Genomic DNA, 24,969 nt, shown 5'->3' with positions numbered 1-24,969 from the left:
CCCGGGCGCCAGACGACGACACCCGGGCAGGGCCCGGGTGTCGTGTCGGCGACGCAGGCGCGATCGACTCAGCCCAGCTTTTCGCCGGCCAGCATGAACCAGGTCTCGAGCACCGCATCGGGGTTCAGGGATACCGAGTCGATGCCCTGCTCCATCAGCCACTTGGCGAGGTCCGGATGGTCCGACGGCCCCTGGCCGCAGATGCCCACGTACTTGCCCTGGGCCTTGCAGGCCTGGATCGCCATGGACAGCAGCTTCTTGACCGCCGGGTTCCGCTCCTCGAAGAGGTGCGCGACGATGCCGGAGTCCCGGTCGAGCCCCAGGGTCAGCTGGGTGAGGTCGTTGGAGCCGATGGAGAAGCCATCGAAGTACTCCAGGAACTCGTCGGCCAGCAGGGCGTTGGCCGGCAGCTCGCACATCATGATGACCTTGAGGCCGTCCTTGCCGCGCTCCAGGCCGTTGGCCGCCAGCAGGTCGACCACCTCGCGGGCCTCGTCGGTGGTGCGCACGAAGGGCACCATGATCTCGACGTTGTTCAGCCCCATCACGTCGCGGACCCGCTTGAGCGCCCGGCACTCCAGCTCGAAGCAGGGGCGGAAGGCGTCGGAGATGTAGCGCGAGGCCCCGCGGAAGCCCAGCATGGGGTTCTCCTCGCCGGGCTCGTAGAGCTTGCCGCCGATCAGGTTCTCGTACTCGTTGGACTTGAAGTCCGAGAGGCGCACGATGACCCGCTGCGGGTAGAAGGCGGCCGCCAGGGTGGAGATCCCCTCCACCAGCTTGTCGACGTAGAAGCTGACCGGGTCGGTATACCCCGCGGTGCGCAGGTCGATGGTCTGCTGCAGGTCGGCGGGCAGGGTGTCGTACTCCAGCAGCGCCTTGGGGTGCACGCCGATCATGCGGTTGATGATGAACTCCAGGCGGGCCAGGCCGACGCCGGCGTTGGGCAGGCCGGCGAAGCCGAAGGCGCGGTCCGGGTTGCCCACGTTCATCATGATCTTGAAGGGAATCTCGGGCATGGCATCGACGCTGGTGACGTTGCGGTCGAATTCCAGCAGGCCGTCGTAGACATGGCCGGTGTCGCCCTCGGCACAGGACACGGTGACCTCGCGGCCATCGGCCAGGGCCTCGGTGGCGTCGCCGCAGCCGACCACGGCCGGGATGCCCAGCTCGCGGGCGATGATCGCCGCGTGGCAGGTGCGACCGCCGCGGTTGGTGACGATCGCCGAGGCCCGCTTCATGATCGGCTCCCAATCCGGGTCGGTCATGTCGGTGACCAGCACATCGCCCGCATGGACCTTGTCCATGTCGTCCGGCGAGAACACGACCTTGACGGCGCCGCGGCCGATGCGCTGGCCGATGGCGCGGCCGGTGACCAGGGTGCGCCCCTTCTCCTTGAGCTGGAAGCGCTCCAGCTTGCCGCCCTCCTGCTGGGAGACCACCGTCTCGGGACGCGCCTGGACGATGTAGAGGCTGCCGTCGTCGCCGTCCAGCGCCCACTCGATGTCCATGGGCCGGCCGTAGTGCTCCTCGATGGTGACCGCCTGCCGGGCCAGGTCCATGACCTGCTCGTCATTGACGCAAAAGCGGCAGCGGTCGGCCAGGGGCACGTCGACGGTCTCCACCGACTTGCCGGCGCTGGCATCGTCGGTGTAGATCATCTTGATCAGCTTGGAGCCCAGGTTGCGGCGCAGCACCGCCGGGCGATCGGCGGCCAGGGTCGGCTTATGGACGTAGAACTCGTCGGGATTCACCGCGCCCTGTACCACGGTCTCGCCCAGTCCCCAGGAGGCAGTGACGAACACCGCATCGCGGTAGCCGGACTCGGTGTCCAGGGTGAACATCACGCCGGAGGCGCCGGTCTCGGAGCGCACCATCTTCTGCACGCCGGCGGACAGCGCCACGTTCTCGTGGGCATAGCCACGGTGCACCCGATAGGAGATCGCCCGGTCATTGAACAGCGAGGCGAACACCTCGTGGACGGCGCGCTTGATGTTGTCGAAGCCCTCGATGTTGAGGAAGGTCTCCTGCTGACCGGCGAAGGAGGCGTCCGGCAGGTCTTCGGCGGTAGCCGAGCTGCGCACCGCCACCTTGAGGTTGGGGTGCCGGGCCAGCAGCTGCTCGTAGCTGTCGCGCAGGGCCTGCTCGAAGGCCGGCGGCAGCGGGGTATCGATGACCCACTGGCGGATCTGGGCACCGACCCGGGACAGCTCGGCGACGTCATCCACGTCCAGGGTGGCGAGCGCCTGGTTGATGCGGTCGTTGAGCCCCTCGTGGGACAGGAATTCCCGGTAGGCGTCCGCCGTGGTGGCGAAGCCACCGGGAACGGTGACGCCGGCACCGGCGAGGTTGGAGATCATCTCGCCGAGGGAGGCGTTCTTGCCGCCCACTCGCTCGACGTCGTCCATGCCCAACTGATCGAACCACAGAATGTACTCGTCCACGTGAGACCCCCTTGGATGGTGCCGCCAGGAACCCTTGGCGCGCCGTCATGATTGGATGCTGGCGACTCTACCAGCGGCGATCCATATTCGCCATTGGTCTAACATCGAAGTCACTGGAGGTTTTTTACAACATCGGCCCGCAGGGGCCGATTCCTGTAGTGAGCGCCCCATGCCGCGGCTTGTGCCGTGACCGATCAGGCTCGACAATAGGACCATTCCCACAGCCCGAGCGACGCCCCGCCATGCCCCGTACCGCCTTCTTCATCTCCGACGGCACCGGCATCACCGCCGAGAGCCTGGGCCGCAGCCTGCTGGCCCAGTTCGAGAACGTCGAGATCCGCATGCTCACCAAGCCCTATATCGACAGCATCGAGAAGGCCAGGGGGCTGGTCGAGATCATCGAGGGCGCGGCGGTCAAGGACGGCGAACAGCCGATCATCATCGACACCATCGTCGACCAGGACGTGCGCAACGTGATCCGCGATGCGCCGGGCTTCAAGGTGGACATCTTCTCCACCTTCCTCAAGCCCCTGGAGCAGGAACTGGCCACCCACTCCTCCTACAGCGTGGGGCGGACCCACGCCATCGGCAGCGATGACGTCTACATGGATCGTATCCACTCGGTGCATTTCGCCCTGGACAACGACGACGGGGCCCGCACCCACCAGTACAACAAGGCCGACATCATCCTGGTGGGGGTGTCGCGTTGCGGCAAGACGCCCTCCTCGCTCTACCTGGCGCTGCAGTTCGGCATTCGTGCCGCCAACTACCCGCTCACCGAGGACGACCAGGACGAGGACGGCAACCTCAAGCTGCCCAAGGCGCTGGAACCGTATCGCCACAAGCTGTTCGGGCTGACCATCGACCCGCGGCGGCTGGCGGCGATCCGCCACGAGCGGCGCCCCAACAGCCGCTACAGCTCCATCGACCAGTGCGTGCAGGAGGTCCAGCAGGCCGAGGCCCTCTACCGGCGCATGCATATCCCCTTCATCGATACCACGCGCTTCTCGGTGGAGGAGATCTCCACCCGGATGATCGCCGAGACCGGCATCAACCGGCGCTTCTCCCCCCGCTAACGCACGATGCCCTGGCGCCGCAGCCGGGCGATGTCGTCGCGGGTCAGGCCCATCTCGGCCAGTACCGCATCGCTGTCCTGCCCGAGCCTGGGCGGGGGCCGCTCGCTGGTGACGCTGTCGCCGTCGAAGCGCAGGGGGTTGGCCACCTGGGGGATGCGCCGCGCCCCGTCCGTCACTTCCCGACACAGACCGCGATGGCGCACCTGGGGATCGGCGAACACCTCGGTGAGGGTGTTGATGGGGCCGGCGGGAATGCCCCTCGCCTCGAGTTCGGCGAGCCAGGCGTCCCGCTCGCCGGCCAGGAAGGCCTCGGCGATCCTCGGTACCAGCACCTCGCGGTTGCCGACCCGCGCGGCATTGGTGGCGAAGGCCGGATCCTCGGCCCAGTCGGGGTGGCCGAGCAGGTCCGCGAGTCGCGCGAACTGGGCATCGTTGCCCACGGTCAGCACCAGATGCCCGTCGGCACAGGCGAAGGCCTGATAGGGCACGATATTGGGATGGGCATTGCCGTGGCGCCGGGGATCCTGGCCGGTGACCAGGGCATTGAGCGCCTGGTTGGCCAGGGTGGCCAGCTGGACGTCGAGCAGTGCCACATCGATATGGCGCCCCTGGCCGGTGCGGCGACGCTCGTGCAGCGCGGCCAGCACCCCGATGGTCGCATACAGCCCGGTCATCACGTCGGTGATCGCCACGCCGGTCTTCATGGGCATGCCGTCGGACTCGCCGGTCAGGCTCATCAGCCCCCCCATGGCCTGGATCATGAAGTCGTAGCCGGCGCGATGGGCGTAGGGGCCGTCCTGGCCGAACCCGGTGATGGAGCAGGCGATCAGCCGCGGGTTGCGCTCGCGCAGCCGTGCCGGGTCGAGGCCGTAGCGGGCCAGGCCGCCGACCTTGAAGTTCTCGAGCAGCACGTCGGCCCCGGCGGCCAGTGCGCGCACCAGCGCCTGGCCGTCCGGGGTGGCGATATCCACGGCCAACGACTGCTTGCCGCGGTTGGCGCAGAGGTAGTAGGCCGCCTGGCGCTCGGCGGCGTGCTCGCCGTCCAGCCAGGGTGGCCCCCAGCCCCGGGTGTCGTCGCCCCGCTCGGGATGCTCGATCTTGATCACCCGCGCGCCCAGGTCCGCCAGCAGCTGGCCGGCCCAGGGGCCGGCCAGGACCCGCGACATGTCCAGCACCGTGATCCCCTCCAGCGGTCCACTCATTGGAGCCCCCTTCAGTTGCTGAACGCCTGCAGGCCGGTCTGGGCCCGCCCCAGGATCAGCGCGTGGACGTCGTGGGTGCCCTCGTAGGTGTTGACCGCCTCCAGGTTCATCATGTGGCGGATCACGTGGTATTCGTCGCTGATGCCGTTGCCGCCGTGCATGTCCCGGGCCTGGCGGGCGATATCCAGGGCCTTGCCGCAGTTGTTGCGCTTGATCAGCGAGATGGCCTCCGGCACCAGCTGGCCCGCGTCGATCATGCGCCCCACCCGCAGCGCCGCCTGCAGCCCCAGGGTGACCTCGGTCTGCATGTCGGCGAGCTTCTTCTGGATCAGTTGGTTGGCGGCCAGGGGACGACCGAACTGCCGGCGGTCGAGGGTGTACTGGCGGGCGGCATGCCAGCAGGCCTCCGCGGCCCCCATGCTGCCCCAGGCGATGCCGTAGCGGGCCCGGTTGAGGCAGGAGAAGGGCCCCTTGAGACCGGTGACGCCGGGCAGGCGCTGGTCGTCGGAAACCTCCACGTCCTGCATGGCGATCTGGCCGGTGACCGAGGCGCGCAGGCTGAACTTGCCCTCGATCTTGGGGGCGGACAGCCCGGCCATGCCCTTCTCGAGCAGGAAACCGCGGATCACGCCGTCGTCGTCGCGTGCCCAGACCACGAAGACATCGGCGATGGGCGAGTTGGTGATCCAGGTCTTGGTGCCGTTGAGTCGCCAGCCCCCGTCGGTACGAGTCGCCCGGGTGGACATGCCGCCGGGGTCCGAGCCGTGATCGGGCTCGGTGAGGCCGAAGGCCCCCACCCACTCGCCGCTGGCCAGCTTCGGCAGGTACTTGTCGCGCTGGGCCTCGCTGCCGAAGGCATCGATGGGATACATCACCAGGCTCGACTGCACGCTCATGGCACTGCGGTAGCCCGAGTCGACCCGCTCGACCTCCCGGGCGATCAGGCCATAGCTGACATAGTTCATGCCGGCACAGCCGTGTCCCTCGAGGGTGGCCCCCAGCAGGCCCAGCTCCCCCATCTCGTTCATGATCTCGCGGTCGAAGCGCTCGTGGCGGTTGGCCTCCAGCACCCGAGGCATCAGCTTGTCCTGGCAGTAGTCGTGGGCGGTCTGCAGGACCATCCGCTCGTCCTCGGCGAGCTGGTCGATCAGCCGCAGGGGGTCATCCCAGGTGACGGGGGTGATCCGGCTCATGATGGCACTCCTCTAAATTTCTACATTTCGAACAAATGTAGACCCAAAGGGCGCGATTGCCAAGCCCGGATCCGGCCTGGCAAGGGGCCCGCCCGTCGAGGCGCGCCCCGCCGGGCGTCAGGGGGTCACTGCCCCTCCCCCGCCCGATAGAGGGTCTGGATGCTCGAGAAGTCCAGCCCGCCGTTGCCCTGGGCGCTGTGCAGGGCGAAGAGGTTGCGCGCCTGGGAGCCCATGGGCACGCTGGCTCGGGCCTTGAGCGCCAGCTCCCAGGCCAGGCCCAGGTCCTTGGCCATCAGGTCGGTGAGGAAGCCGCCCTGGTAGTCCCGGGAGGCCGCCGAGCCCTCCATCACCCCCGGCCAGGGGTTGTAGACGTTGAGCGCCCAGTTGCCGCCGCTGCTCTGCTTCATGATCTCGGAGAGCACCGCCGGGTCCAGGCCGTTCTTGACTCCCAGGGCCAGCGCCTCGGCGGTGCCGCTCATCAGGATGCCGAGCAGCATGTTGTTGCAGATCTTGCCCACCTGACCGGCGCCGATCTCGCCGGCATGGAAGATGTTCTTGCCCATGCCCTCCAGCACCGGCTTCGCCTTCTCGAAGCCCTCGGCGTCGCCGCCGACGATGAAGGTCAGGGTGCCGGCCTTGGCGCCGCCGACGCCGCCGGAGACCGGCGCGTCCAGGTAGGTCAGGCCGCGCTGGGTGGCGGCCTGCCCCACCATCCGGGCATCGTCCGGGGAGATGGTCGAGGCCTCGATGATCAGCGGCTCGTGGTCGAGGGCCTCGAGCAGGCCGGCCTCGCCGTCGCGACCCAGGTAGAGGCCGCGCACATGGACCCCGGCGGGCAGCATGGAGATGACCACCTCGGCGTCACGGCAGGCCGCGGCGGCGCTCTCGCCCCGCCGGGCGCCCTGCCCTTCCAGGTCCGCCATGGCGGCCTCGACCAGGTCGAAGACGCAGAGGTCGTGCCCCGCGCCCAGGAGGTTGGCGGCCATGGGCGCGCCCATGTTGCCCAGTCCGATGAATGCGATCTTCATGGCGTTGCTCCTTGATATCTTGTGAGTTGTTCTCGAGCTCCTGACAACACCTGAGTGGTGTAGGTGGGCCTTTCCGGCGACAAGCCTTCGCGAGGGCGCGGTGCACCCTTCCTTGGGCGCTACCGTTGCCTTCCTTGGCAAAGGACCCTCGCTTCGCCTTGTCCCCGGTGCCTATCCCCACCGGGAGTACGAATATGCTATGCGCTCTTATTGCCCCTCAATCGGTGTTTCCTAACCGACGCGGTGGCCGACGCCCAGGTCCCGCAACGGATGCGCCTCGCCGCTCCAGGGCGAGGTCAGCAGGGCCTGAATGTCCGCCTCCGGGACGCCGGCGGCATCGGCGTGGGACCACTTCGGCCGCTTGTCCTTGTCGATCAGCAGGGCCCGCACGCCCTCGCAGAAGTCGCCCAGGCGGCAGCACTGCACCGAGAGCCCCAGCTCGTCGCGGAAGGCATCGGCCAGGCTGGAGTGGCGATGGCGCTCCAGCATTCGCCACACCAGGTGGGCGGTCATCGGGCAGCCGGAGGCGAGCCGCGCCCGGTTGGCCGCGAGCCAGGGCTCGTCATGCTCGTCGGCGAGGATGCGCGCCGTGGCGTCGGCGGCCCCCGCCTCGCCCACCAGCGACTGGAGATGATCGCGCCGCGGCCAGACCTGGCCCTCGGGCGCCTGGTCGCGGGCCTCGAAGCGGTCGAGCGCCCCTTCCACGGCGAGCCGGCAGGCCAGGGCTCCATGATCGCCGTAATCGGCCTCGGCCAGGGCGCCCAGCAGGTCGTCGCGCCGCTCGCGGGGGATGAAGCGGTCCGCGAGCCCCAGGTCCAGGGCGTCCCGGGCATTGAGCTGGGCGCCGGTGAGCCCCAGATAGGTGCCGATCCCCGGGGGCATGCGGTTGAGGAACCAGCTGGCGCCGATATCCGGGTAGAGGCCGATGGTGATCTCCGGCATGGCGATGCGGGTGGTCTCGGTGATCAGGCGCTGGAAGCCACCGGCCAACAGGCCCAGGCCGCCGCCCATGACGATACCGTCGCCCCAGACCAGGAGCGGCTTGGGATAGGTATGGATGCGGTGGTCGAGCCGGTACTCGGCCGTGAAGTAGGTCTCGGCGAAGAGGCCGTCGCGGCCCGCACCGCGGTTGTCCCCCTCCTCGGTCAGGGAACGATACAGGGCCACCACGTCGCCGCCGGCGCAGAAGGCCTTGTCGCCCGCCCCCTCCAGCCAGACCGCGACCACGCTGCGGTCCACCGCCCAGGCGTCGAGCTTGGCCTCGAGCCGCTGGATCATTTCCAGCGACAGGGCATTGAGGGATTTCGGCGCGTTGAGCCTGGCCACGCCGACGCGGCCGCCGCCGCGGGTGGGCAACTCGTCGAAGCAAACCGCGAGGTCCGACATCGATGTCTCTCCTGGTGTCCGGTTACTGAAGCGATTCGATGACGCCGTCGGCGAGCAGCCGGCGGGCGACGATCAGCCGCATGATCTCGTTGGTCCCCTCGAGGATCTGGTGCACGCGGGTGTCGCGGACCAGGCGTTCGAGGGGATATTCGCGGATATAACCATAGCCGCCGTGCAGCTGCAGGGCCTCGTTGCAGACGTTGAAGCCCATGTCGGTGGCGACGCGCTTGGCCATGGCGCAGTGGGCGGTGGCCTCGGGATCGCCCTGGTCGAGCCGCCAGGCGGCATGGCGCACCATCAGCCGGGCGGCGGTCAGCTCGCTGGCCATGTCGGCGAGCTTGAACTGCAGGGCCTGGAAGCTCGAGAGTTCCCGGCCGAACTGCTTGCGCTCGGCCAGGTAGTCCCGGGACAGCGTCAGCGCCTGCTGGGCGGCCCCCAGCGAGCAGCTGGCGATGTTCAGGCGACCGCCGTCGAGGCCCTTCATGGCGAAGCGGAAGCCCTCGCCCTCCTCGCCCAGGCGATGGCTCACCGGCACCCGCACGCCGTCGAAGCTGATCAGGCAGGTGGGCTGGCTCTTCCAGCCCATCTTCTCCTCCTTCTTGCCCACCTCGACGCCCGCGGCATCGGCCGGCACCAGGATGGCGGAGATGCCGCCGGCGCCGCTGTCCGGCGCCCCGGTGCGCGCCATCACCACCAGCACATCGGTGGCCCCCGCGCCCGAGATGAACATCTTCGAGCCGGAGATGACGTACTCGTCGCCCTCACGGACCGCCCGTGTCCTGAGGCTGGCGGCATCGGAGCCGGCGTCGGGCTCGGTCAGGCAGTAGGAGCCCAGGGCGTCACCGGCTATCATGGCGGGCACGTAGCGCTCGCGCAGGGCATCGTCCCCCCAGCTGGCCACCATCCAGGTGACCATGTTGTGAATGGTCAGGTAGGCGGTGGTGGAGATGCAGCCCTGGGCGAGCTGCTCGAAGATCAGCGAGGCGTCGAGGCGCGACAGCCCCAGGCCGCCTTGTGCCTCGGGGGTGTAGATGCCGAGGAAGCCCGCCTCGCCGGCGCGGCGGATCACGTCCACCGGGAAATGGCTGCGCGCGTCCCAGTCGGCGGCATGTTCGGCCAGCTCGGCCCGGGCGAAATCGGCGGCGGCGTCGGCCAGCGCCTTCTGATCGTCGGTCAGCGCAAAATCCATGGGAACCTCTCTTCGAACGGCAATGGAGTGTGGATGGTGTCGGCACCCCGCCCGGCGGGACCGTCGCCTCGCTGGGACGCCCGGTCCGGCGGCCGGCACCAACCTAGCACTTGCTTGGTTTATCCCATATCACCCCATGGTCGAACAAGCACTTTACGTTAACGTAAACCTCGTCTAGGGTTTTCTGACGAGGTGGGAAACCGCCGGTGGACCACCCGGCTACAGGAAGCAACGTCATGAGTCGAACCTCATCCCAGGCCCCGGAAGCCAGTTCGGATGCCCTGCCCAAGCAGCAGCGTACCTACAGCATCGGCGAACTGGCGCGAATGTTCGAGGTCACGCCTCGCACCATCCGCTTCTACGAGCAGGAGGGGCTGCTGGCCCCGACCCGCCAGGGACAGAAACGCATCTATCGGGAGAAGGATCGGGTGCGGCTGAAACTCACCCTGCGCGGCAAGCGGCTGGGCTTCTCGCTGGCCGAGATCCGCGAGGTGGTGATGATGTACGACGCCATGCCCGACGGAAATGCCCGCCAGCTCAAGCGGTTGCTGGAGATCCTGGCCGACAAGCGCGACAACCTCGAGCGTCAGCTCGAGGATATCCGCCTGATGCGCATGGAGATCGATGACGTGGACCAGCGGGCACGAGAAGTGCTGCGCCAGCTGGGAGACGAGGTGTAGCCGGGCCATGGCCGCCGCGTGACTTTCCCGGTGCCCGACGCTTTCACGCCACAACAAGACGAGAGCCACCATGTCACGCCAAACCCGTCAGATCAGCTATGTGAGCGGCATCAGCGATACCCCCTTGAAGGGCCAGACCATCGGCGACTGCTTCGACGAGACGGTCGAGCGCCTTGCCGACCGGGACGCCCTGATCAGCCGCCACCAGGGGCTGCGCTATAGCTGGAAGGCCCTGCAGGAAGCCGTGGACCAGGCGGCCCGGGGCCTGCTGGCCCTGGGCGTCGCCAAGGGCGACCGGGTGGGCATCTGGTCGCCGAACTGCGCCGAGTGGACCATCACCCAGTTCGCCACGGCCAAGATCGGCGCCATCCTGGTCAACATCAATCCCAGCTATCGGACCCATGAACTGGAGTACGCCCTCAAGCAGTCGGGCACCTCCACGCTGATCCTGCAGGGGACCTTCAAGACCTCCGACTACGTGGCCACGCTGGCAGAGCTGGTGCCGGAGCTCCGGGAAGAGAAGGCCCTCGAGCGGCGTGACGGCTCCCCGGACGGCCTTGCCAGTGCCCGCCTGCCGGAGCTCAAGCGGGTGATCTGCCTCGACGAGGAACGGGCGCTGCGCGGCATGTACAGCTGGACGGACCTGCTGGCGCATGCCGACCGGGTCGGCGCCGACCGGCTGGCCGAGGTCCAGGCCGGGCTGGAGTTCGACGAGCCGATCAACATCCAGTACACCTCCGGGACCACCGGGGCCCCCAAGGGGGCCACCCTCTCCCACCACAACATCCTCAACAACGGCTTCTTCGTGGCCCGCACCATGAACCTCAGCGAAGCCGACCGCATGGTCATCCCGGTACCGCTCTACCACTGCTTCGGCATGGTGATGGGCAATCTCGGCTGCGTCACCCATGGCGCCACCATGATCTATCCCGGCGACGGCTTCGATGCCCAGTCGACCCTGGAGGCCGTGGCCGAGGAGCGGGCCACCACCCTCTACGGCGTGCCCACCATGTTCATCGCCGAACTGGAGCACCCGGAGTTCGAGCGCTTCGACCTGGGCAGCCTGCGCACCGGCATCATGGCCGGCTCCATCTGCCCCATCGAGGTGATGCGCAAGGTCATCGACAGGATGAACATGCAGGACGTCACCATCTGCTACGGCATGACCGAGACCAGTCCGGTGAGTTTCCAGACCCAGACCGACGCCCCGCTGGAGAAGCGCGTGACCACGGTGGGCACCATCCACCCGCATCTCGAGGCCAAACTGGTCAGCCCGGACACCGGGGCCGTGGTCCCGCGTGGCGAGACCGGCGAGCTGTGCACCCGGGGCTACAGCGTGATGCTCGGTTACTGGAACAACGAGGAGGCCACCGCCAAGGCCATCGATGCCGCGGGCTGGATGCATACCGGCGACCTGGCCACCATGGACGAGGAGGGCTATGTGGCCATCGTCGGCCGCATCAAGGACATGATCATCCGTGGCGGCGAGAACATCTATCCCCGCGAGATCGAGGACTTCCTCTATACCCACCCGGCCATCTCCGACGTCCAGGTGATCGGCGTCCCCGACGAGAAGTACGGCGAGGAGGTCATGGCCTGGGTCAAGCTCAGCGAGGGCGAGAGCCTCGACGAGGAGGGCCTCAAGGCCTTCTGCCAGGGCAAGATCGCCCACTACAAGGTGCCGCGCTACGTGAAGTTCGTCGACGCCTTCCCGATGACCGTCACCGGCAAGATCCAGAAGTTCAAGATGCGCGAGGAAGCCACCCACGAACTCGGGTTGGGCTGACAGCTGGAAGCTGACGTCCGCGAAGCGGACGGTCTTCAGGCTCCCGGGCGAAGCCCGGGCTACAGGCCCTTGGGCGCAAAGATCCCCGGCGCGTTGCGCCAGTAGCCCTTGTAGTCCATGCCGAAGCCGAAGACATAGCGGTCGACCACCTCGAGACTGCAGTAGTCCGCCTTGAGGTCGGGCACGGCCTTGCGGTCATGGCGCTTGTCCACCAGCACGGCGGTGGTGATGCTGGCGGCACCGGCCTGACGACAGTAGTCGAGGATCGCGGCGAGGGTCGTGCCCTCGTCCAGGATATCGTCGACGATCACCACGTGCCGGCCGGCCATGGGGATCTCCGGGGAGACGCGCCAGAACAGCTCGCCGCCCCGGGTGCCACCGCGATAGCGGGTGGCATGCAGGTAGTCCACCTCCAGGGGGAAGCCTAGCCGCGTCAACAGGTGTCCGGTGGTGATCAGGCCGCCGTTCATGACGCAGTAGAAGACCGGCAGCTTGTCGCCGAGGTCGCGGGTGATCGCGTCGGCCATGCGGTCCAGGGCGCGCTCGACCTGCTCCTGGTCGATCAGGCAGTCGGCGGAGTCCATGACCGCACGCATGTCGGCCAGGGACGGGAGGGCGTCGGCATCGAGTTTGGGCATCGTAGGGCTCGTCGTTCAATCAGCGAAGAGACGTCAGTCGGCGGCCATGGCCTCGAGACGGGCATGCACGCGGCGCCAGCGGGACAGCGCGCTCAGGGCGTCGAGGTCGGGGCGGGCCCGGCCGTAGCGCAACCTGGCGGCCCGCTTGGTCGTGCGCCCCTCGCAGGCCTCGACCACCTCGAGGGCCGCGGCGCGATCATTGCACACCAGCAGCATGTCGCAGCCGGCCGCCAGCGCCAGGCGAGCCCGCTCGGCGGGTGTACCGGCCGAGTGGGCACCGGCCATGCTCAGGTCATCGGAGAAGATGGCGCCCTTGAAGCCCAGCGATTCACGCAGCAGGCCGAGCCAGGCCGGCGAGAAGCCGGCGGGGCGATGGTCGAAGGCCGGATAGACCACATGGGCGGGCATCACGCCCCCCAGCCGCGAGGCCAGGGCCTCGAAGGGCATCAGGTCGTGCCGACGCAGCGCCTCCAGCGGACGCTCGTCCACGGGCAGCTCCAGGTGGGAATCCGCGGCCACGCCGCCGTGACCGGGGAAGTGCTTGCCGACCGCCGCCATGCCGGCCTCGTGGAGGCCATCGACGAAGGCACCGGCGAGGCGCGTCACGCCCTCCGGCGAGGCGCCGAAACTGCGATCGCCGATCACCGAGGAGCGCCCGGTATCGACGTCGAGCACCGGCGCAAGGCTGAGATCCAGGCCGCAGGCCGCCATCTCCATGCCCAGCAGCCAGCCCGCATCCTGACAGAGCCGCTGGGCCACCTCGGGCGCCGCCGCGGCCTCGCGACCCAGCCGCCCCATGGCCGGCAGACGGGTCACCCCCTGGCGCAGGCGCTGCACGCGCCCCCCTTCCTGGTCGATGGCCAGCAGCAGCGACGGCGATTCGCGGCGGATCGCCTGGCACAGCTCGCGCACCTGGAGGGCGTCCTCGACGTTGCGGCCGAACAGGATCACCCCACCGACTTCCGGGCGCCGCAGCAGTTCGCATTCCTCGTCGCGCAGGCGGGGACCTTCCAGGTCCAGCATCACCGGTCCAAGCGTCTGGGTCATGGTCGCTTCCTGACGTGTGAAGGGGGGAGATTCTAGACCAAAGGCGCCAGCCGGGACAGCCCGGGTCTCGACGCGACGCTCTCAGCATAGAAGAGACCGGACAAGTCGGGGCGCGGGCCGATAGAATGGCAAGCAGACCCCATCGCGGAAAGGAGCGCCCCTTGCTAGTCGACCTCCCCCCTTCCCTGCTCTGGCCGCTGGCTGCGGTGTTCGGCCTGTGCCTTGGCAGCTTCCTCAATGTCGTGATCACCCGGCTGCCGGTGATGCTGATGCGTGAATGGCGGGCCGAGGCGCGGGACGCCCTGGAGTTCGAGGCCGAATCGTCGGCGCCGTTCAACCTGGTCCGCCCGCCCTCGCTGTGCCCGCGCTGCGAGGCTCCCATCGCCTGGCACGACAACATCCCGCTGATCGGCTGGCTCAAGCGCCGTGGTCGCTGTGCCAGCTGCCAGGGACGGATCAGCGCCCAGTACCCGCTGGTGGAGCTGGCCGGCGGCCTGCTGACCCTGGCGGTGGTGGGACTCTACGGCCCCAGCCTGGAGGGCCTGTTCATCCTGGGCGCCTGCCTGGCCCTGCTGGCCATGGCCGTGATCGACCTGCGTACCCAGCTGCTCCCGGACATCCTCACCCTGCCGTTGCTCTGGGCGGGCCTGCTCTATCAGCTGGTCTTCCAGCCGCCGGCGCTGGCGGCGGCGGTGATCGGTGCCATGGCCGGCTACCTCGCCCTGTGGAGCTTCTACTGGCTGTTCAAGCTGGTCACCGGCAAGGAAGGGATGGGCTACGGCGACTTCAAGTTGCTCGCCGCCCTGGGCGCCTGGCTGGGCTGGCAGCTCCTGCCCCTGGTACTGATCCTCGCCGCGGGCGCCGGGGCCCTGGTCGGCATCCTGGCCCAGCTGGCCCTGCCGCGGCTGCGGGGGGCGCCGATGCCCTTCGGTCCCTGGCTGGCCGTGGCCGGCTGGATTGCCCTGCTGGTCGGCGAGCCCCTGATGGCCACCTACCTTGACCTGGTGTTCTGAGATGCCCCCCAAGACCCTGATCATCGGCGTGACCGGCGGCATCGCCTCCGGCAAGTCCACGGTGACCCGGGCCTTCGCCCGGCTCGGCATCCCCTGGGTGGATGCCGACGACACGGCCCGGGAGGTCGTAAAGCCCGGCGAACCGGCCCTGGCGGAGATCGCCGCCCGCTATGGCCCGCGGGTCCTGCTGGCGGATGGCCGACTCGACCGCCGTGCCCTGCGCGAGATCGTCTTCGCCGCCCCGGATGAGCGGCGCTGGCTGGAGTCGGTCACCCACCCGCGGATCCGCGAGCGCCTGGTCGAGCGCCTGGCGGCCTTTCGTCGCAGCGAGGCCCCCTATGCGCTGCTGGTCTCGCCGCTGCTTTTCGAGTCGGGACAGGCAGCACTGGTCGACCGCCGCCTGGTGATCGACGTCCCCGAGGCCGTGCAGATCGCCCGCACGGCGCGGCGGGACGATGTCGACGAGGCACAGGCCCGGGCCATCGTCGCCGCCCAGATGCCTCGCGAGGAGCGACTCGCGCGAGCCGATGACGTGATCGACAATGCCGGCGACGAAGCCGACCTGGCCGATCAGGTCGAGGCGCTCGACCAGCGCTACCGAGTCCTGGCCGGTTTGCCCGGATCGCACTGATTCGTCATCCTTGTGGGCAATTCCCCGACATCCACCACCTCACGAGTGACCGCGATGAGCCACACCCCCAACGACCGCCCCCTCGAGGTCGCCTGCCCCCAGTGCCGCCAGAAGGTGCGCTGGAACGAGGACAACCCCTATCGGCCCTTCTGCAGCAAGCGCTGCCGCTTGCTGGACCTGGGTGCCTGGGCCGATGAGTCACACCGCATCGCCGGCGAACCGGCCATGGACGAGACCGACATCGACGCCCTGCTGGCCCGGGCCGACCGGGACGGTGGCGGCGCGTGACGACCATGGCGGCACGCCCGGAGTATCGCCTGCTGGCGGAGCTGGAAGCCGCCTATGACGGCCTAGTGGACAGCACCGAGGCGCTGGTCGCCACCTGGCGTGCCTCGCGAGGAACGGCCTGGGCCTTTCCCCAGGGCGCCGTCGACGCCGACTGGCTGCACGCCGTACTGATGGACTTCTGGTACCAGGATGGCCAGGACGGCCGCAGCACCCGTAGTCATGTGGGGCTGGTCGCGGCCGACGCGGCCGTGATGGAGCAGGCGGCCCGGGTGAATGCCGCCAAGCAGGCCTTCGCAGCGTTGCTGGCCCGGATCCGCGAGCAGGCGCCCGCCCTGATCCCCGAGATCAAGGCGGTGCTGCCCTTCCGTCACCCCGGCCTGCACGGCCACCTGAGCGGCAGCGGACTGGCACGCCTGCACCTCAAGCAGTGCTGGCGCGCCCTGCCCCTGGCGCCGGCTCGGGTGGCCAGGGTACGGCTGGCCTGGTATGCCAGCGGGCGCTCCATCAAGCGCCTGACGGTGCGTGAAGCCGAACAGCGACTGCAGGCCCTCGATACCGAGGCCCCTCATGTTCGCATCCAGCTGCGCACGCTGGCCGGCCTGCCCGCCGACGAACCGCTGGCCCAGGTCCAGCCACAGGCGCCACTGATGCGGGCCAACCTGTTCTTTCGGGAAGCCTTGCCGGACGGCCATACCCGCCGCGCGATGAACGTCGCGCTGCCGCTGTTCGTGCCATCCGAGGACGGTCGACTGCCCGACCACAACCAGCCACCGCCGGGCCCGCCGGAAAGGCGCACACGGGCACGCCGCCGCGATGAGCGCCTGGAGGAGGCTCCCCTGCTGCCGAGCCTGAGGATCTACCGGTATCGGAACTGACGCCTCCGATCAGGCGATATGGCCGAGGGAGCGCAGTGTCTCGAGGAGGCGACTGACGCTCTCGGCAGGCTGCGCATAGTCCTGCATGAGGGCCTTCAGGCGACGCTCGAAGGCCTGCTGGACGGCCTCGCCGTCCGGCCGTTCCTGCGCCTCGAGGGAGCGCACGGGTGGCCCGGTGGGGATATCCAGTCGACTGTCGGGGTTTTCGAGCTCTTTCAGCGCTTCGGCGAAGGCATCGTCGAGCTCGCGGAACTTGCGCAACTTCTCACGCTCATCCATTGGCTTTCGTGAATTCTGCTGTTTCATTCGCTACCAATCGGTTCAAGGCACAGGCCGGGGATACTGGAATGGCACTGCCCATGGGATGGTACGGGGTGCCAGGGAAGTATACCCGCTTACTGTTCCCCAATCACCATCGCGAGTGGCCATACCGGGCAGGCATCATCATGCCGAACCGCTCGCCATCGAATGGCAAACTCGCCCCTGTCTCTGGTTGCCGGCATGAATGACACATTCAAATAATCTAATAGAAAATCGCGATATCCCGGACAGAACGGTGCCACCATCCGGCGCCGGCATCATCGGAGAACGGTGCTCCCTCCACTCGCCGGATCAATAAGCGAGCACCGCCATTAGCAGCCAGCTCATGAGTCACGGACCCGATGCGAGCGGACATCCGGCGGCAGGGGACCACCCACGCAGCGACGCCGCCCGGAGGCGGCGTCGTCAACGATCGGGCCCCTGGTGACCGATCACTCCTCGACGCGGACCAGCCAGGACTCCACGGTGTCGGCACCGAACTCGTCCTTCCAGGCCTTGAGGGTCTTCTGATTACCGCCGCGGGTCTCCACGACCTCGCCGGTATTGGGGTTCTTGTAGATCTTCAGCTTGCGCTTGCGACGACCGCCGGCACTGGCGGGTGCCGACTTGGCGGCCGCTGCGGGCTGCGGGTTGAGCAGTTCGATGACGTCGCCGGCACTCTTGCCAAACTCCTTCATCAACTCTTCAAGTTTGGTCTTGAACTCGAGCTCGGCCTTGAGACGCTCGTCATGCTCCAACTTCTCGAGTTCGGACTGGAGCTGCTTGAGTTGCTGCTCCTTCTGCATGTAGTTGCTCAGCAGTGATGACATCGACTCTCTTCCTTTTTTCCAGGACTAAAACTCAGGGGATGCCCGAATATTATTGCTCCAAATATCAGCATATGCAACTCGTCACAAATAAAATCGGCAGACAGGACATCCGACCTGGCCACTTCGTTAAAGTTCAAGACCGGCCACTCACTTTTATTAGAAGTTATCCAGCGACAACGCCCCCTCCTTTCGCGAGTCGGGTTTAAGCCATTCCCATCGGATGAACGCCCCGGACGCCCATAAAAAAACGCCGCCCCGAGGGGCGGCGTCTTGATGGGCGCCAAGGCGCGGAAGCAGTGCCCGCGACTCAGTCCTGTCCCATCTGCTGCTTGATCAGGTCGCCGATGGTGGTCGGACCACCGCCCTCGACTTCCTGCTCGCGCAGCTTGCCCAGGTTGCGACGGGTATCGTCCTGATCCTTGGCCTTGACGGACAGGTTGATCTGACGGTTCTTGCGATCGACCCCGATGATCCGGGCCTCGACGCTGTCACCCTCGTTCAGGACGTTGCGAGCATCCTCGACGCGATCGGCGCTGATCTCGGAGGCCTTCAGCACGGCGACGACATCGGTCGCCAGCTCGACGTGGGCTTCCTTGGCGTCGACCTCGACCACACGGCCGGTGACGATGGAGCCCTTGTCGTTGACGGCCAGGAACTCGGCGACCGGGTCGGTATCGAGCTGCTTGATGCCCAGCGAGATGCGCTCACGCTCCGGGTCGATGGACAGGATCACGGCTTCCGCCTCGTCGCCCTTCTTGAAGTGGCGCACGGCTTCTTCGCCGGTCTCGGTCCAGGAGATGTCGGAGAGGTGCACCAGGCCGTCGATGCCGCCCTCGAGACCGATGAAGATACCGAAGTCGGTGATCGACTTGATGGTACCGGCCACACGGTCGCCCTTGTTGTACTGGGCGTTGAAGGTTTCCCACGGGTTGGCGGTGCACTGCTTGATGCCCAGGGAGATGCGGCGACGCTCCTCGTCGATGTCGAGCACCATGACGTCCACATCGTCGCCGACCTGGACGACCTTGGACGGATGGATGTTCTTGTTGGTCCAGTCCATCTCGGACACGTGGACCAGACCCTCGACGCCCTCTTCCAGCTCGGCGAAGCAGCCGTAGTCGGTGAGGTTGGTGACGCGGGCATGCACCTTGGTACCTTCCGGGTAACGATCCTTGATGTTGACCCACGGATCCTCGCCCAGCTGCTTGAGGCCCAGGGACACGCGGTTACGCTCGCGGTCGAACTTCAGCACCTTGACGTTGATCTCGTCGCCCACGGAGACGATCTCGCTCGGATGCTTGATGCGCTTCCAGGCCATGTCGGTGATGTGCAGCAGGCCATCGACGCCGCCGAGGTCGACGAAGGCACCGTAGTCGGTGAGGTTCTTGACGATACCGATGATCTGCTGGCCTTCCTGCAGGGTGGCGAGCAGGGCCTCACGCTCGGCGCTGTTCTCGGCCTCGAGCACGGCGCGGCGGGACACCACGACGTTGTTGCGCTTCGGGTCGAGCTTGATGACCTTGAAGTCGAGTTCCTTGTTCTCGAGGTGCGTGGTGTCGCGCACCGGACGCACGTCGACCAGGGAGCCGGGCAGGAAGGCGCGAATGGAATCCACGTCGACGGTGAAGCCACCCTTGACCTTGCCGTTGATCACGCCCTTGACGATCTCTTCCTTCTCGAAGGCCGCTTCCAGCACCTTCCACGCTTCGGCGCGCTTGGCCTTCTCGCGGGACAGGCGGGTCTCGCCGAAACCGTCCTCGACGGCTTCCAGGGCGACATGCACCTCGTCGCCGACGGCGATGGTCAGCTCGCCGTTCTCGTCGCGGAACTGGGCCGCGGGGATCTGACCTTCGGACTTCAGGCCGGCATTGACGGTGACCCAGTCACCCTCGATGTCGACGACGGTAGCCGGGACGATGGCGCCCGGTTCCATGTTGATGTCCTGGAGAGACTGTTCAAACAGTTCAGCAAAGCTTTCGCTCATGATGTTCCTACGTGATCAACGTTGTGTGCGGCAGGGCCGCTCCTCCGCACCACCAGCGAGTGCGGGCCATTTCAGACTACCTTCGGGGATGTTGGCGCTGGTTCGACCTGGCCGGGCTCACGGGAAACGGGGTGCCCGACCACGTCATCACATCTTGCCGAAGGCGCCGCAAGGGAGTTCAGGTGTCGGATGCCAGGCCACGCTTGGCCAGCAGTTCCGTCAGCCGATCCACCACTTCCGGTATCGTCAGGCTCGTGGTGTCCAGCTCGACGGCATCCTCGGCCGCTACGAGCGGGGCCACGCTGCGCTGCATGTCGCGTGCATCGCGTGCCTGAATCTCCTTTAGAAGACTCGATAGACTAGCATCCACCCCGGCCTCCCGCAACTGCAGGTGGCGCCGCCGGGCCCGCTCGGCGGCCGAGGCGGTGAGAAAGATCTTCAGCGGTGCCTCGGGGAAGACCACGGTGCCCATGTCGCGGCCATCGGCCACCAGCCCCGGCGCCTGGCGGAAGTCACGCTGGCGCTTGAGCAGCGCCTCGCGCACCGCCGGCAGCGCGGCGACGCGTGACGCGGCATCGCCGACCTGCTCGGTGCGGATCGCCTGGCTGGCATCCGCCCCCTCGAGCAGGATGCGCGCCTCGCCGTCCTCGGCCAGGAACGCCACGTCCAGGGCGGCGGCGACGCCGGCCAGCGCCGTCTCGTCGTCGAGGGCCACCTCGTGCCGGGCGGCAGCGAGCGCCGTCAGCCGGTACAGGGCCCCGCTATCGAGCAGATGCCAGCCCAGTCGCTCGGCGACCAGGCGACTGATCGTGCCCTTGCCGGCCCCGCCGGGGCCGTCGATGGTCAGCACCGGCGCTGCCTCGCTCATGACGCCTCCTGCTCTTCCTGGAGGGACAAGCCGACCCGACGCGCCAGGGTGACGAAGCCGGGAAAGGAAGTGGCGACGTTGGCACAATCGTCGATGACGATCTCGCCGGAGGCCCGCAGCGCGGCCACGGTGAAGGCCATGGCGATGCGATGGTCTCCCAGGCTGTCGATGTGGCCGCCGCCGTAGCTCGGGCCCTCACCGCCCTGCCCGTCAAGACAGCCGACGATGTCGATGCCGTCCTCCTGGAGGCGGTTCTCCACCCCCAGTACGCTGAGGCCATCGGCCATGGCCTTGAGGCGGTCGGATTCCTTGACGCGCAGCTCGGCGGCCTCGCGCAGCCGGGTCGTGCCCTCGGCGTTGGCGGCGGCGACGAACAGCGCCGGGAACTCGTCGATGGCCAGCGGCACCTGGTCGACGGGAATGTCGATGCCCTTCAGCGGCGCGTGGCGGATATGCAGGTCGGCCACCGGCTCGCCGCCCACCTCACGCTCGTTCTCGAGGCGCAGGTCGGCGCCCATCTGCTGGAGGATGTTGATCACCCCGATCCGCGTGGGGTTGATGCCCACGTGCTCGAGCACCAGGTCGGCGCCGGGCGTGATGGCCGCGGCCACCAGGAAGAAGGTCGCCGAGGAGATGTCGGAGGGCACGTCGATGGGCGCGGCGGTCAGCTTGCCGCCGCCGCTCAGCCAGCAGGTGTCGCCGTCCCGCTCGACCTTGTAGCCGAAGCCATTGAGCATGCGCTCAGTGTGGTCTCGGGTCGGCGCCGGCTCGCGCACCCGGGTCTCGCCCTCGGCATAGAGGCCGGCCAGCAGCAGGCAGGACTTCACCTGGGCGCTGGCCATGGGCATGTCGTAGTCGATGCCCTGGAGCGCCTGGCCGCCATGGATCCTCAGCGGCGGGCGACCGCCCTCGGCGGTATCGATGACCGCGCCCATCTCGCGCAGCGGGTCGGCCACCCGGCCCATGGGGCGCTTGGTCAGCGAGGCATCACCGGTCAGCTCGGTATCGAAGGCCTGGCCGGCCAGCAGCCCGGCGAACAGGCGCATGGCGGTGCCGGCATTGCCCACGTAGAGCGGGCCGGCGGGCGCCTTGAGGCCGTGCAGGCCCACGCCGTGGACGGTCACCCGCCCCTGGTGGGGCCCCTCGATGGCCACGCCCATCTCGCGGAAGGCCTGCAGCGTCGCCAGGCTGTCCTCGCCCTCGAGGAAGCCGGAGACCTCGGTCACCCCGTCGGCCAGGGCGCCGAGCATGATGGAGCGGTGGGAGATCGACTTGTCGCCGGGCACGCGAATGCGCCCGGTCACGGCGCCACCGGGGCTGACCCGGTAGCGCAGCTTGCCATGTGCTTGCATCTGGTATTCCGCCTGATAACTGGTCTGGTTGAGCAGGGTGTCGAAGTAGTGCCGGGCGTGGCTGGCGCGGTCGAAGGTCGCCAGCATGGCATCGGTGTCGCCGCTCTCCACGGCCTGGCGCAGCCGGGCCACCCCGGCCTCGAAGTCGTCGAGGGCCGCGAGCACCGCCTCGCGATTGGCGACGAAGATGTCGCGCCACATCACCGGGTCGCTGCCGGCGATGCGCGTGAAGTCGCGGAAGCCGCCGGCGGCATAGCGAAAGATCTCGAGGCGCTCGTCCTGGCGGGCCAGGGTGTCCACCAGCGAGAAAGCCAGCAGATGCGGCAGGTGGCTGGTGCGCGCCAGCACCTGGTCGTGGCGCGCCACATCCATCTCCAGCACCTCGGCGCCGGCCACACGCCACAGCGCCCGCACCCTGGCCAGGGCGTCGGGGTCGGTGGTGGGCTCGGGGGTGAGGATCACCTTGTGGCCGACATAGAGCAGGGGGTCGGCCGCCGCCACGCCGCTCTTCTCGGAGCCGGCGATGGGATGGCCCAGCACCAGGTTCGGCGGCAGCCGGCCGAAGGCCTGCTCGGCGGCCTGGCGGATCGCCGACTTGGTGCTGCCCACATCGGTGATCGCCAGGTTGGCGGCGGCACGCCCGAGCCCCGAGGCAAGCTCCTCCATCACGCCGCGCATGGCCAGCACGGGCACCGCCAGCACGGCCAGCGACACCCCGTCGAGCAACGGGGTGAGCCGGGTATCGCCGCGGTCGATCAGCCCCATCTCGACGCCTTGCGCGATCTCCTCGGCATCCGGGTCGCAGGCCAGGATCTCGCCGTCGAAGCCGGACCGGCGCAGGGCCGCGGCCAGGGAGCCACCGATCAGCCCGAGCCCGACGATCAGCAGCCGCGACCCGGCGGGTAGCGTCTCTTGCCGGGTCATCCTAGAGCACGCCCTGGGGATAGGAGCCCAGGACCTTGACCTCCGCGGCCCGCAGGCGCACTTCCTCGAGCATGGCCGCGACGCGGGGCTCGTCGTGGTGCCCCTTGAAGTCGATGAAGAAGACGTAGTTCCACACGCCGCTGCGTGACGGCCGCGTCTCCAGGCGCGTCAGGTCGATCTGGTGACGATGGAAGGGCTCGAGCAGGTCGTGCAGCGCGCCGGGCTGGTTGCGCATGGCCACCACGATGGAGGTCTTGTCCTCGCCAGACATGGGCACGTCCTGGTTGCCGATGATCAAGAAGCGGGTGGAGTTGTCCGGGCGGTCCTCGATCTTCTCGGCGATACGCGTCAGGTCGTACAGCTTGGCGGCCATGTCGCCGGCGATGGCGGCGCTGTGCCACTCGGTCTTGACCAGGCGGGCGGCCTCGGCGTTGGACGACACCGGCACCCGCTCGGCCTGCGGGTAATGGGCATCCAGCCACTTGCGACACTGGGCGAAGGACTGCGGGTGGGAATAGATCCGCGAGACCTTGTCGCGCCGGGTGGTGTCGGAGACCAGCAGGTGGTGATGGATGCGCAGCACGACCTCACCGCAGATGCGCAGGGAGGAGTCCATGAAGGAATCCAGGGTGTGGTTGATCACGCCCTCGGTGGAGTTCTCCACCGGCACCACGCCGTAGTTGACGGCGCCGGCCTCCACCTCGCGGAACACTTCGTCGATGGCGGCCATGGGCAGGCTGACGGCGCTCTCGCCGAAATGCTTGAGGGCCGCCTGCTGGGTGAAGGTGCCTTCCGGCCCCAGGTAGGCGACCTTGATCGGCTGCTCCAGGGCCAGGCAGGCGGACATGATCTCGCGAAACAGCCGGGCCATCTCCTCGCTGTCCAGGGGGCCGTGGTTGAGCTCCATGATACGGCGCAGGACCTGGGCCTCGCGCTCGGGGCGGTAGAAGACGGCCTGGGGGTCGTCTTTCGTCTTGATCTCGGCGACGCCTCGGGCACATTCCGCCCGCTCGCTGATCAGCCTCAGGATGTCGCTGTCGAGTTGGTCGATGCGATTGCGCAGTTCATCCAGGCTCTTGGGGGTGTCGGTCATGCGTTATCCCCTGCGTTGTTCGAAATCGGCCATGAAGTCGATCAAGGCCTCCACGGCGGCCTCCGGCACGGCATTGTAGAGGCTCGCCCGCATGCCCCCGACGCTGCGATGCCCCTTGAGGTTGAGCAGGCCGGCGGCCTCGGCCTCCTCCAGGAAGGGCTTGTCCAGCCGATCGTCGGCCAGCACGAAGGGGATGTTCATCCGCGAGCGATTGCGCCGGGCAATCGGGTTCGAGTAGAGCTCGCTGCCGTCGATGGCGGCGTAGAGTTTCTCGGCCTTGCGGCGGTTGATGGCGTCCATCGCCGCCAGGCCGCCGATATCGTGCTTGAGCCACTGGAAGACCAGGCCGGCCAGGTACCAGCTGTAGGTGGCCGGGGTGTTGACCATGGAACCGGCCTCGGCCAGCGTCCGGTAGCCCAGCAGGCTGGGCATGTCGGCGCGGGCGCGATCGAGCAGGTCCTCGCGGACGATCACCACCACGAGCCCCGCCGGGCCGATGTTCTTCTGGGCGCCGGCGTAGATCACCCCGAACCGCGACACCTCCAACGGCCCGGCGAGGATGCTGGAGGACATGTCGCAGACCAGCGGCACCTCGCGTCCGTCGGGCCGCACCGGCTCGGGGATGTAATCGAACTCCAGCCCGCCGATGGTCTCGTTGGCGGTGTAGTGGAGATAGGCGGCATCCTCGCTCAGGGCGATATCCGCCTGGCGGGGCACCGCGGCATGGCCACCGGCCTCGCTGGAGGCCGCGACCGGGGCGTCGCCGAACAGGTGGCGGGCCTCGGCCATGGCCTTCTTGCCCCAGATGCCGGTATGCAGGAAGTTGGCCCGCCCGCCGAATCCCAGCAGGTTGTAGGGCACCGCGGCGAACTGCAGGGTCGCCCCCCCCTGGGTGAACAGCACCCGATAGTTGTCGGGAATGGCCAGCAGCTCCCGGAGGTCGCGCTCGGCCTGCTCGGCGATGGCCACGTATTCCGGCGAGCGGTGGCTCATCTCCATCACCGAGAGGCCGTGCCCCCGATAGTCCAGCAGCTCATCCCTGGCCCGGGCCAGCACCGCCTCCGGCAGCGCGGCGGGCCCGGCACAGAAGTTGTAATGGCGTGTCATCAGCGTCGTGATGGGGGACAGCCCCCCATTTCCTCTGT

General features: G+C 68.0%; 22 protein-coding genes. 7 read left to right on the top strand and 15 right to left on the bottom strand.

All coding sequences use genetic code 11. The annotated features are described in order from the left end of the window. Window positions 1-68 precede the first annotated feature (68 nt). Complete coding sequence (ppsA, locus tag OCT48_RS08580; protein WP_263592276.1) at window positions 69-2,441, bottom strand: phosphoenolpyruvate synthase; 2,373 nt, start codon at window positions 2,439-2,441, stop codon at window positions 69-71. A 242-nt stretch (window positions 2,442-2,683) separates the two neighbouring features. Between ppsA and OCT48_RS08575 the strand changes: the two genes are divergently transcribed. Then, window positions 2,684-3,517, top strand: coding sequence for a pyruvate, water dikinase regulatory protein (locus tag OCT48_RS08575; RefSeq protein WP_263592275.1), 834 nt, complete (start codon window positions 2,684-2,686; stop codon window positions 3,515-3,517). Here the strand turns inward: OCT48_RS08575 and OCT48_RS08570 are convergent. The 5 genes from OCT48_RS08570 to OCT48_RS08550 all read right to left on the bottom strand — a co-directional run bounded on the left by OCT48_RS08570 (window position 3,514) and on the right by OCT48_RS08550 (window position 9,515). Continuing rightward, on the bottom strand, window positions 3,514-4,719 hold the full coding sequence (locus OCT48_RS08570) for a CaiB/BaiF CoA transferase family protein (protein ID WP_263592274.1): 1,206 nt from the start codon (window positions 4,717-4,719) through the stop codon (window positions 3,514-3,516). The genes OCT48_RS08575 and OCT48_RS08570 overlap by 4 nt on opposite strands. 11 nt (window positions 4,720-4,730) lie before the next feature. Beyond that, the gene (locus tag OCT48_RS08565; RefSeq protein WP_263592273.1) at window positions 4,731-5,912 is read right to left on the bottom strand and encodes an acyl-CoA dehydrogenase; all 1,182 of its coding nucleotides are present in this window, start codon (window positions 5,910-5,912) and stop codon (window positions 4,731-4,733) included. Window positions 5,913-6,037: 125 nt separating this feature from the next. Then, a complete protein-coding gene (gene mmsB, locus OCT48_RS08560; RefSeq protein WP_263592272.1) occupies window positions 6,038-6,940 on the bottom strand; it encodes a 3-hydroxyisobutyrate dehydrogenase in 903 nt (300 codons plus the stop codon). A 231-nt stretch (window positions 6,941-7,171) separates the two neighbouring features. Next, window positions 7,172-8,326, bottom strand: a complete 1,155-nt coding sequence (locus OCT48_RS08555; RefSeq protein WP_263592271.1) for an enoyl-CoA hydratase/isomerase family protein — start codon at window positions 8,324-8,326, stop codon at window positions 7,172-7,174. Window positions 8,327-8,348: 22 nt separating this feature from the next. Continuing rightward, on the bottom strand, window positions 8,349-9,515 hold the full coding sequence (locus OCT48_RS08550; protein ID WP_263592270.1) for an acyl-CoA dehydrogenase family protein: 1,167 nt from the start codon (window positions 9,513-9,515) through the stop codon (window positions 8,349-8,351). A gap of 236 nt (window positions 9,516-9,751) precedes the next feature. Between OCT48_RS08550 and OCT48_RS08545 the strand changes: the two genes are divergently transcribed. After that, on the top strand, window positions 9,752-10,195 hold the full coding sequence (locus OCT48_RS08545) for a MerR family transcriptional regulator (protein WP_263592269.1): 444 nt from the start codon (window positions 9,752-9,754) through the stop codon (window positions 10,193-10,195). 70 nt (window positions 10,196-10,265) lie between these two features. Continuing rightward, complete coding sequence (locus OCT48_RS08540; protein WP_263592268.1) at window positions 10,266-11,981, top strand: AMP-binding protein; 1,716 nt, start codon at window positions 10,266-10,268, stop codon at window positions 11,979-11,981. A 59-nt stretch (window positions 11,982-12,040) separates the two neighbouring features. Here OCT48_RS08540 and OCT48_RS08535 read toward each other — a convergent pair whose 3' ends face one another. Then, complete coding sequence (locus OCT48_RS08535; protein ID WP_183384666.1) at window positions 12,041-12,619, bottom strand: hypoxanthine-guanine phosphoribosyltransferase; 579 nt, start codon at window positions 12,617-12,619, stop codon at window positions 12,041-12,043. Window positions 12,620-12,652: 33 nt separating this feature from the next. Then, window positions 12,653-13,666: a beta-N-acetylhexosaminidase gene (nagZ, locus tag OCT48_RS08530; protein ID WP_263592267.1), complete on the bottom strand. Its 1,014-nt coding sequence runs from the start codon at window positions 13,664-13,666 to the stop codon at window positions 12,653-12,655. 161 nt (window positions 13,667-13,827) lie between these two features. Here nagZ and OCT48_RS08525 point away from each other — a divergent pair, with 161 nt between their 5' ends. Genes OCT48_RS08525 through OCT48_RS08510 form a run of 4 tightly spaced genes read left to right on the top strand, consistent with a single transcriptional unit; the run spans window position 13,828 to window position 16,473 of the window. Beyond that, window positions 13,828-14,679 (top strand): prepilin peptidase, encoded by an 852-nt coding sequence (locus OCT48_RS08525; RefSeq protein WP_263592266.1) that lies wholly within the window; start codon window positions 13,828-13,830, stop codon window positions 14,677-14,679. Between the two features lies 1 nt (window position 14,680). Continuing rightward, window positions 14,681-15,310, top strand: coding sequence for a dephospho-CoA kinase (gene coaE, locus OCT48_RS08520; RefSeq protein ID WP_263592265.1), 630 nt, complete (start codon window positions 14,681-14,683; stop codon window positions 15,308-15,310). Between the two features lie 54 nt (window positions 15,311-15,364). Further along, window positions 15,365-15,598 (top strand): DNA gyrase inhibitor YacG, encoded by a 234-nt coding sequence (gene yacG, locus OCT48_RS08515; RefSeq protein ID WP_263592264.1) that lies wholly within the window; start codon window positions 15,365-15,367, stop codon window positions 15,596-15,598. Between the two features lie 5 nt (window positions 15,599-15,603). Then, window positions 15,604-16,473, top strand: a complete 870-nt coding sequence (locus OCT48_RS08510) for a DNA replication terminus site-binding protein (RefSeq protein WP_263592263.1) — start codon at window positions 15,604-15,606, stop codon at window positions 16,471-16,473. A 9-nt stretch (window positions 16,474-16,482) separates the two neighbouring features. On the opposite strand, the gene OCT48_RS08505 is transcribed toward OCT48_RS08510, so the two are convergent. The 7 genes from OCT48_RS08505 to serC all read right to left on the bottom strand — a co-directional run bounded on the left by OCT48_RS08505 (window position 16,483) and on the right by serC (window position 24,931). Then, complete coding sequence (locus OCT48_RS08505; RefSeq protein WP_263592262.1) at window positions 16,483-16,752, bottom strand: hypothetical protein; 270 nt, start codon at window positions 16,750-16,752, stop codon at window positions 16,483-16,485. A 473-nt stretch (window positions 16,753-17,225) separates the two neighbouring features. Continuing rightward, complete coding sequence (locus OCT48_RS08500) at window positions 17,226-17,603, bottom strand: histone-like nucleoid-structuring protein, MvaT/MvaU family (RefSeq protein WP_263592261.1); 378 nt, start codon at window positions 17,601-17,603, stop codon at window positions 17,226-17,228. 307 nt (window positions 17,604-17,910) lie between these two features. Continuing rightward, entirely contained in the window at window positions 17,911-19,587 is a 1,677-nt protein-coding gene (gene rpsA, locus OCT48_RS08495) for a 30S ribosomal protein S1 (RefSeq protein WP_263592260.1), read from the bottom strand. 178 nt (window positions 19,588-19,765) lie between these two features. Further along, the gene (gene cmk / locus OCT48_RS08490) at window positions 19,766-20,455 is read right to left on the bottom strand and encodes a (d)CMP kinase (protein WP_263592259.1); all 690 of its coding nucleotides are present in this window, start codon (window positions 20,453-20,455) and stop codon (window positions 19,766-19,768) included. Continuing rightward, complete coding sequence (locus OCT48_RS08485) at window positions 20,452-22,731, bottom strand: bifunctional prephenate dehydrogenase/3-phosphoshikimate 1-carboxyvinyltransferase (RefSeq protein WP_263592258.1); 2,280 nt, start codon at window positions 22,729-22,731, stop codon at window positions 20,452-20,454. The genes cmk and OCT48_RS08485 overlap by 4 nt, the downstream gene beginning before the upstream one ends. Window position 22,732: 1 nt before the next feature. Further along, window positions 22,733-23,824 carry a prephenate dehydratase gene (gene pheA, locus OCT48_RS08480; RefSeq protein ID WP_263592257.1) on the bottom strand — a complete coding sequence of 364 codons (1,092 nt, stop codon included), beginning with the start codon at window positions 23,822-23,824 and terminating at the stop codon, window positions 22,733-22,735. A gap of 3 nt (window positions 23,825-23,827) precedes the next feature. Then, complete coding sequence (serC, locus tag OCT48_RS08475; protein WP_263592256.1) at window positions 23,828-24,931, bottom strand: 3-phosphoserine/phosphohydroxythreonine transaminase; 1,104 nt, start codon at window positions 24,929-24,931, stop codon at window positions 23,828-23,830. Window positions 24,932-24,969 lie beyond the last annotated feature (38 nt).

The sequence above is a fragment of the Halomonas sp. M4R1S46 genome, from assembly GCF_025725685.1.
Taxonomy (GTDB): Bacteria; Pseudomonadota; Gammaproteobacteria; order Pseudomonadales; family Halomonadaceae; genus Halomonas.
This window is presented reverse-complemented; position numbering and strand designations above follow the sequence as displayed.

Coding starts and splice junctions, on each gene's coding strand:
- OCT48_RS08500 (WP_263592261.1), bottom strand. CDS start 17,603: ATGTCATCACTGCTGAGCAACTACATGCAGAAGGAGCAGCAACTCAAG.
- OCT48_RS08535 (WP_183384666.1), bottom strand. CDS start 12,619: ATGCCCAAACTCGATGCCGACGCCCTCCCGTCCCTGGCCGACATGCGT.
- OCT48_RS08550 (WP_263592270.1), bottom strand. CDS start 9,515: ATGGATTTTGCGCTGACCGACGATCAGAAGGCGCTGGCCGACGCCGCC.
- cmk (WP_263592259.1), bottom strand. CDS start 20,455: ATGAGCGAGGCAGCGCCGGTGCTGACCATCGACGGCCCCGGCGGGGCC.
- mmsB (WP_263592272.1), bottom strand. CDS start 6,940: ATGAAGATCGCATTCATCGGACTGGGCAACATGGGCGCGCCCATGGCC.
- coaE (WP_263592265.1), top strand. CDS start 14,681: ATGCCCCCCAAGACCCTGATCATCGGCGTGACCGGCGGCATCGCCTCC.
- OCT48_RS08510 (WP_263592263.1), top strand. CDS start 15,604: ATGGCGGCACGCCCGGAGTATCGCCTGCTGGCGGAGCTGGAAGCCGCC.
- pheA (WP_263592257.1), bottom strand. CDS start 23,824: ATGACCGACACCCCCAAGAGCCTGGATGAACTGCGCAATCGCATCGAC.
- OCT48_RS08575 (WP_263592275.1), top strand. CDS start 2,684: ATGCCCCGTACCGCCTTCTTCATCTCCGACGGCACCGGCATCACCGCC.
- OCT48_RS08555 (WP_263592271.1), bottom strand. CDS start 8,326: ATGTCGGACCTCGCGGTTTGCTTCGACGAGTTGCCCACCCGCGGCGGC.
- OCT48_RS08540 (WP_263592268.1), top strand. CDS start 10,266: ATGTCACGCCAAACCCGTCAGATCAGCTATGTGAGCGGCATCAGCGAT.
- OCT48_RS08545 (WP_263592269.1), top strand. CDS start 9,752: ATGAGTCGAACCTCATCCCAGGCCCCGGAAGCCAGTTCGGATGCCCTG.
- OCT48_RS08485 (WP_263592258.1), bottom strand. CDS start 22,731: ATGACCCGGCAAGAGACGCTACCCGCCGGGTCGCGGCTGCTGATCGTC.
- OCT48_RS08570 (WP_263592274.1), bottom strand. CDS start 4,719: ATGAGTGGACCGCTGGAGGGGATCACGGTGCTGGACATGTCGCGGGTC.
- rpsA (WP_263592260.1), bottom strand. CDS start 19,587: ATGAGCGAAAGCTTTGCTGAACTGTTTGAACAGTCTCTCCAGGACATC.
- OCT48_RS08505 (WP_263592262.1), bottom strand. CDS start 16,752: ATGGATGAGCGTGAGAAGTTGCGCAAGTTCCGCGAGCTCGACGATGCC.
- yacG (WP_263592264.1), top strand. CDS start 15,365: ATGAGCCACACCCCCAACGACCGCCCCCTCGAGGTCGCCTGCCCCCAG.
- nagZ (WP_263592267.1), bottom strand. CDS start 13,666: ATGACCCAGACGCTTGGACCGGTGATGCTGGACCTGGAAGGTCCCCGC.
- OCT48_RS08565 (WP_263592273.1), bottom strand. CDS start 5,912: ATGAGCCGGATCACCCCCGTCACCTGGGATGACCCCCTGCGGCTGATC.
- serC (WP_263592256.1), bottom strand. CDS start 24,931: ATGACACGCCATTACAACTTCTGTGCCGGGCCCGCCGCGCTGCCGGAG.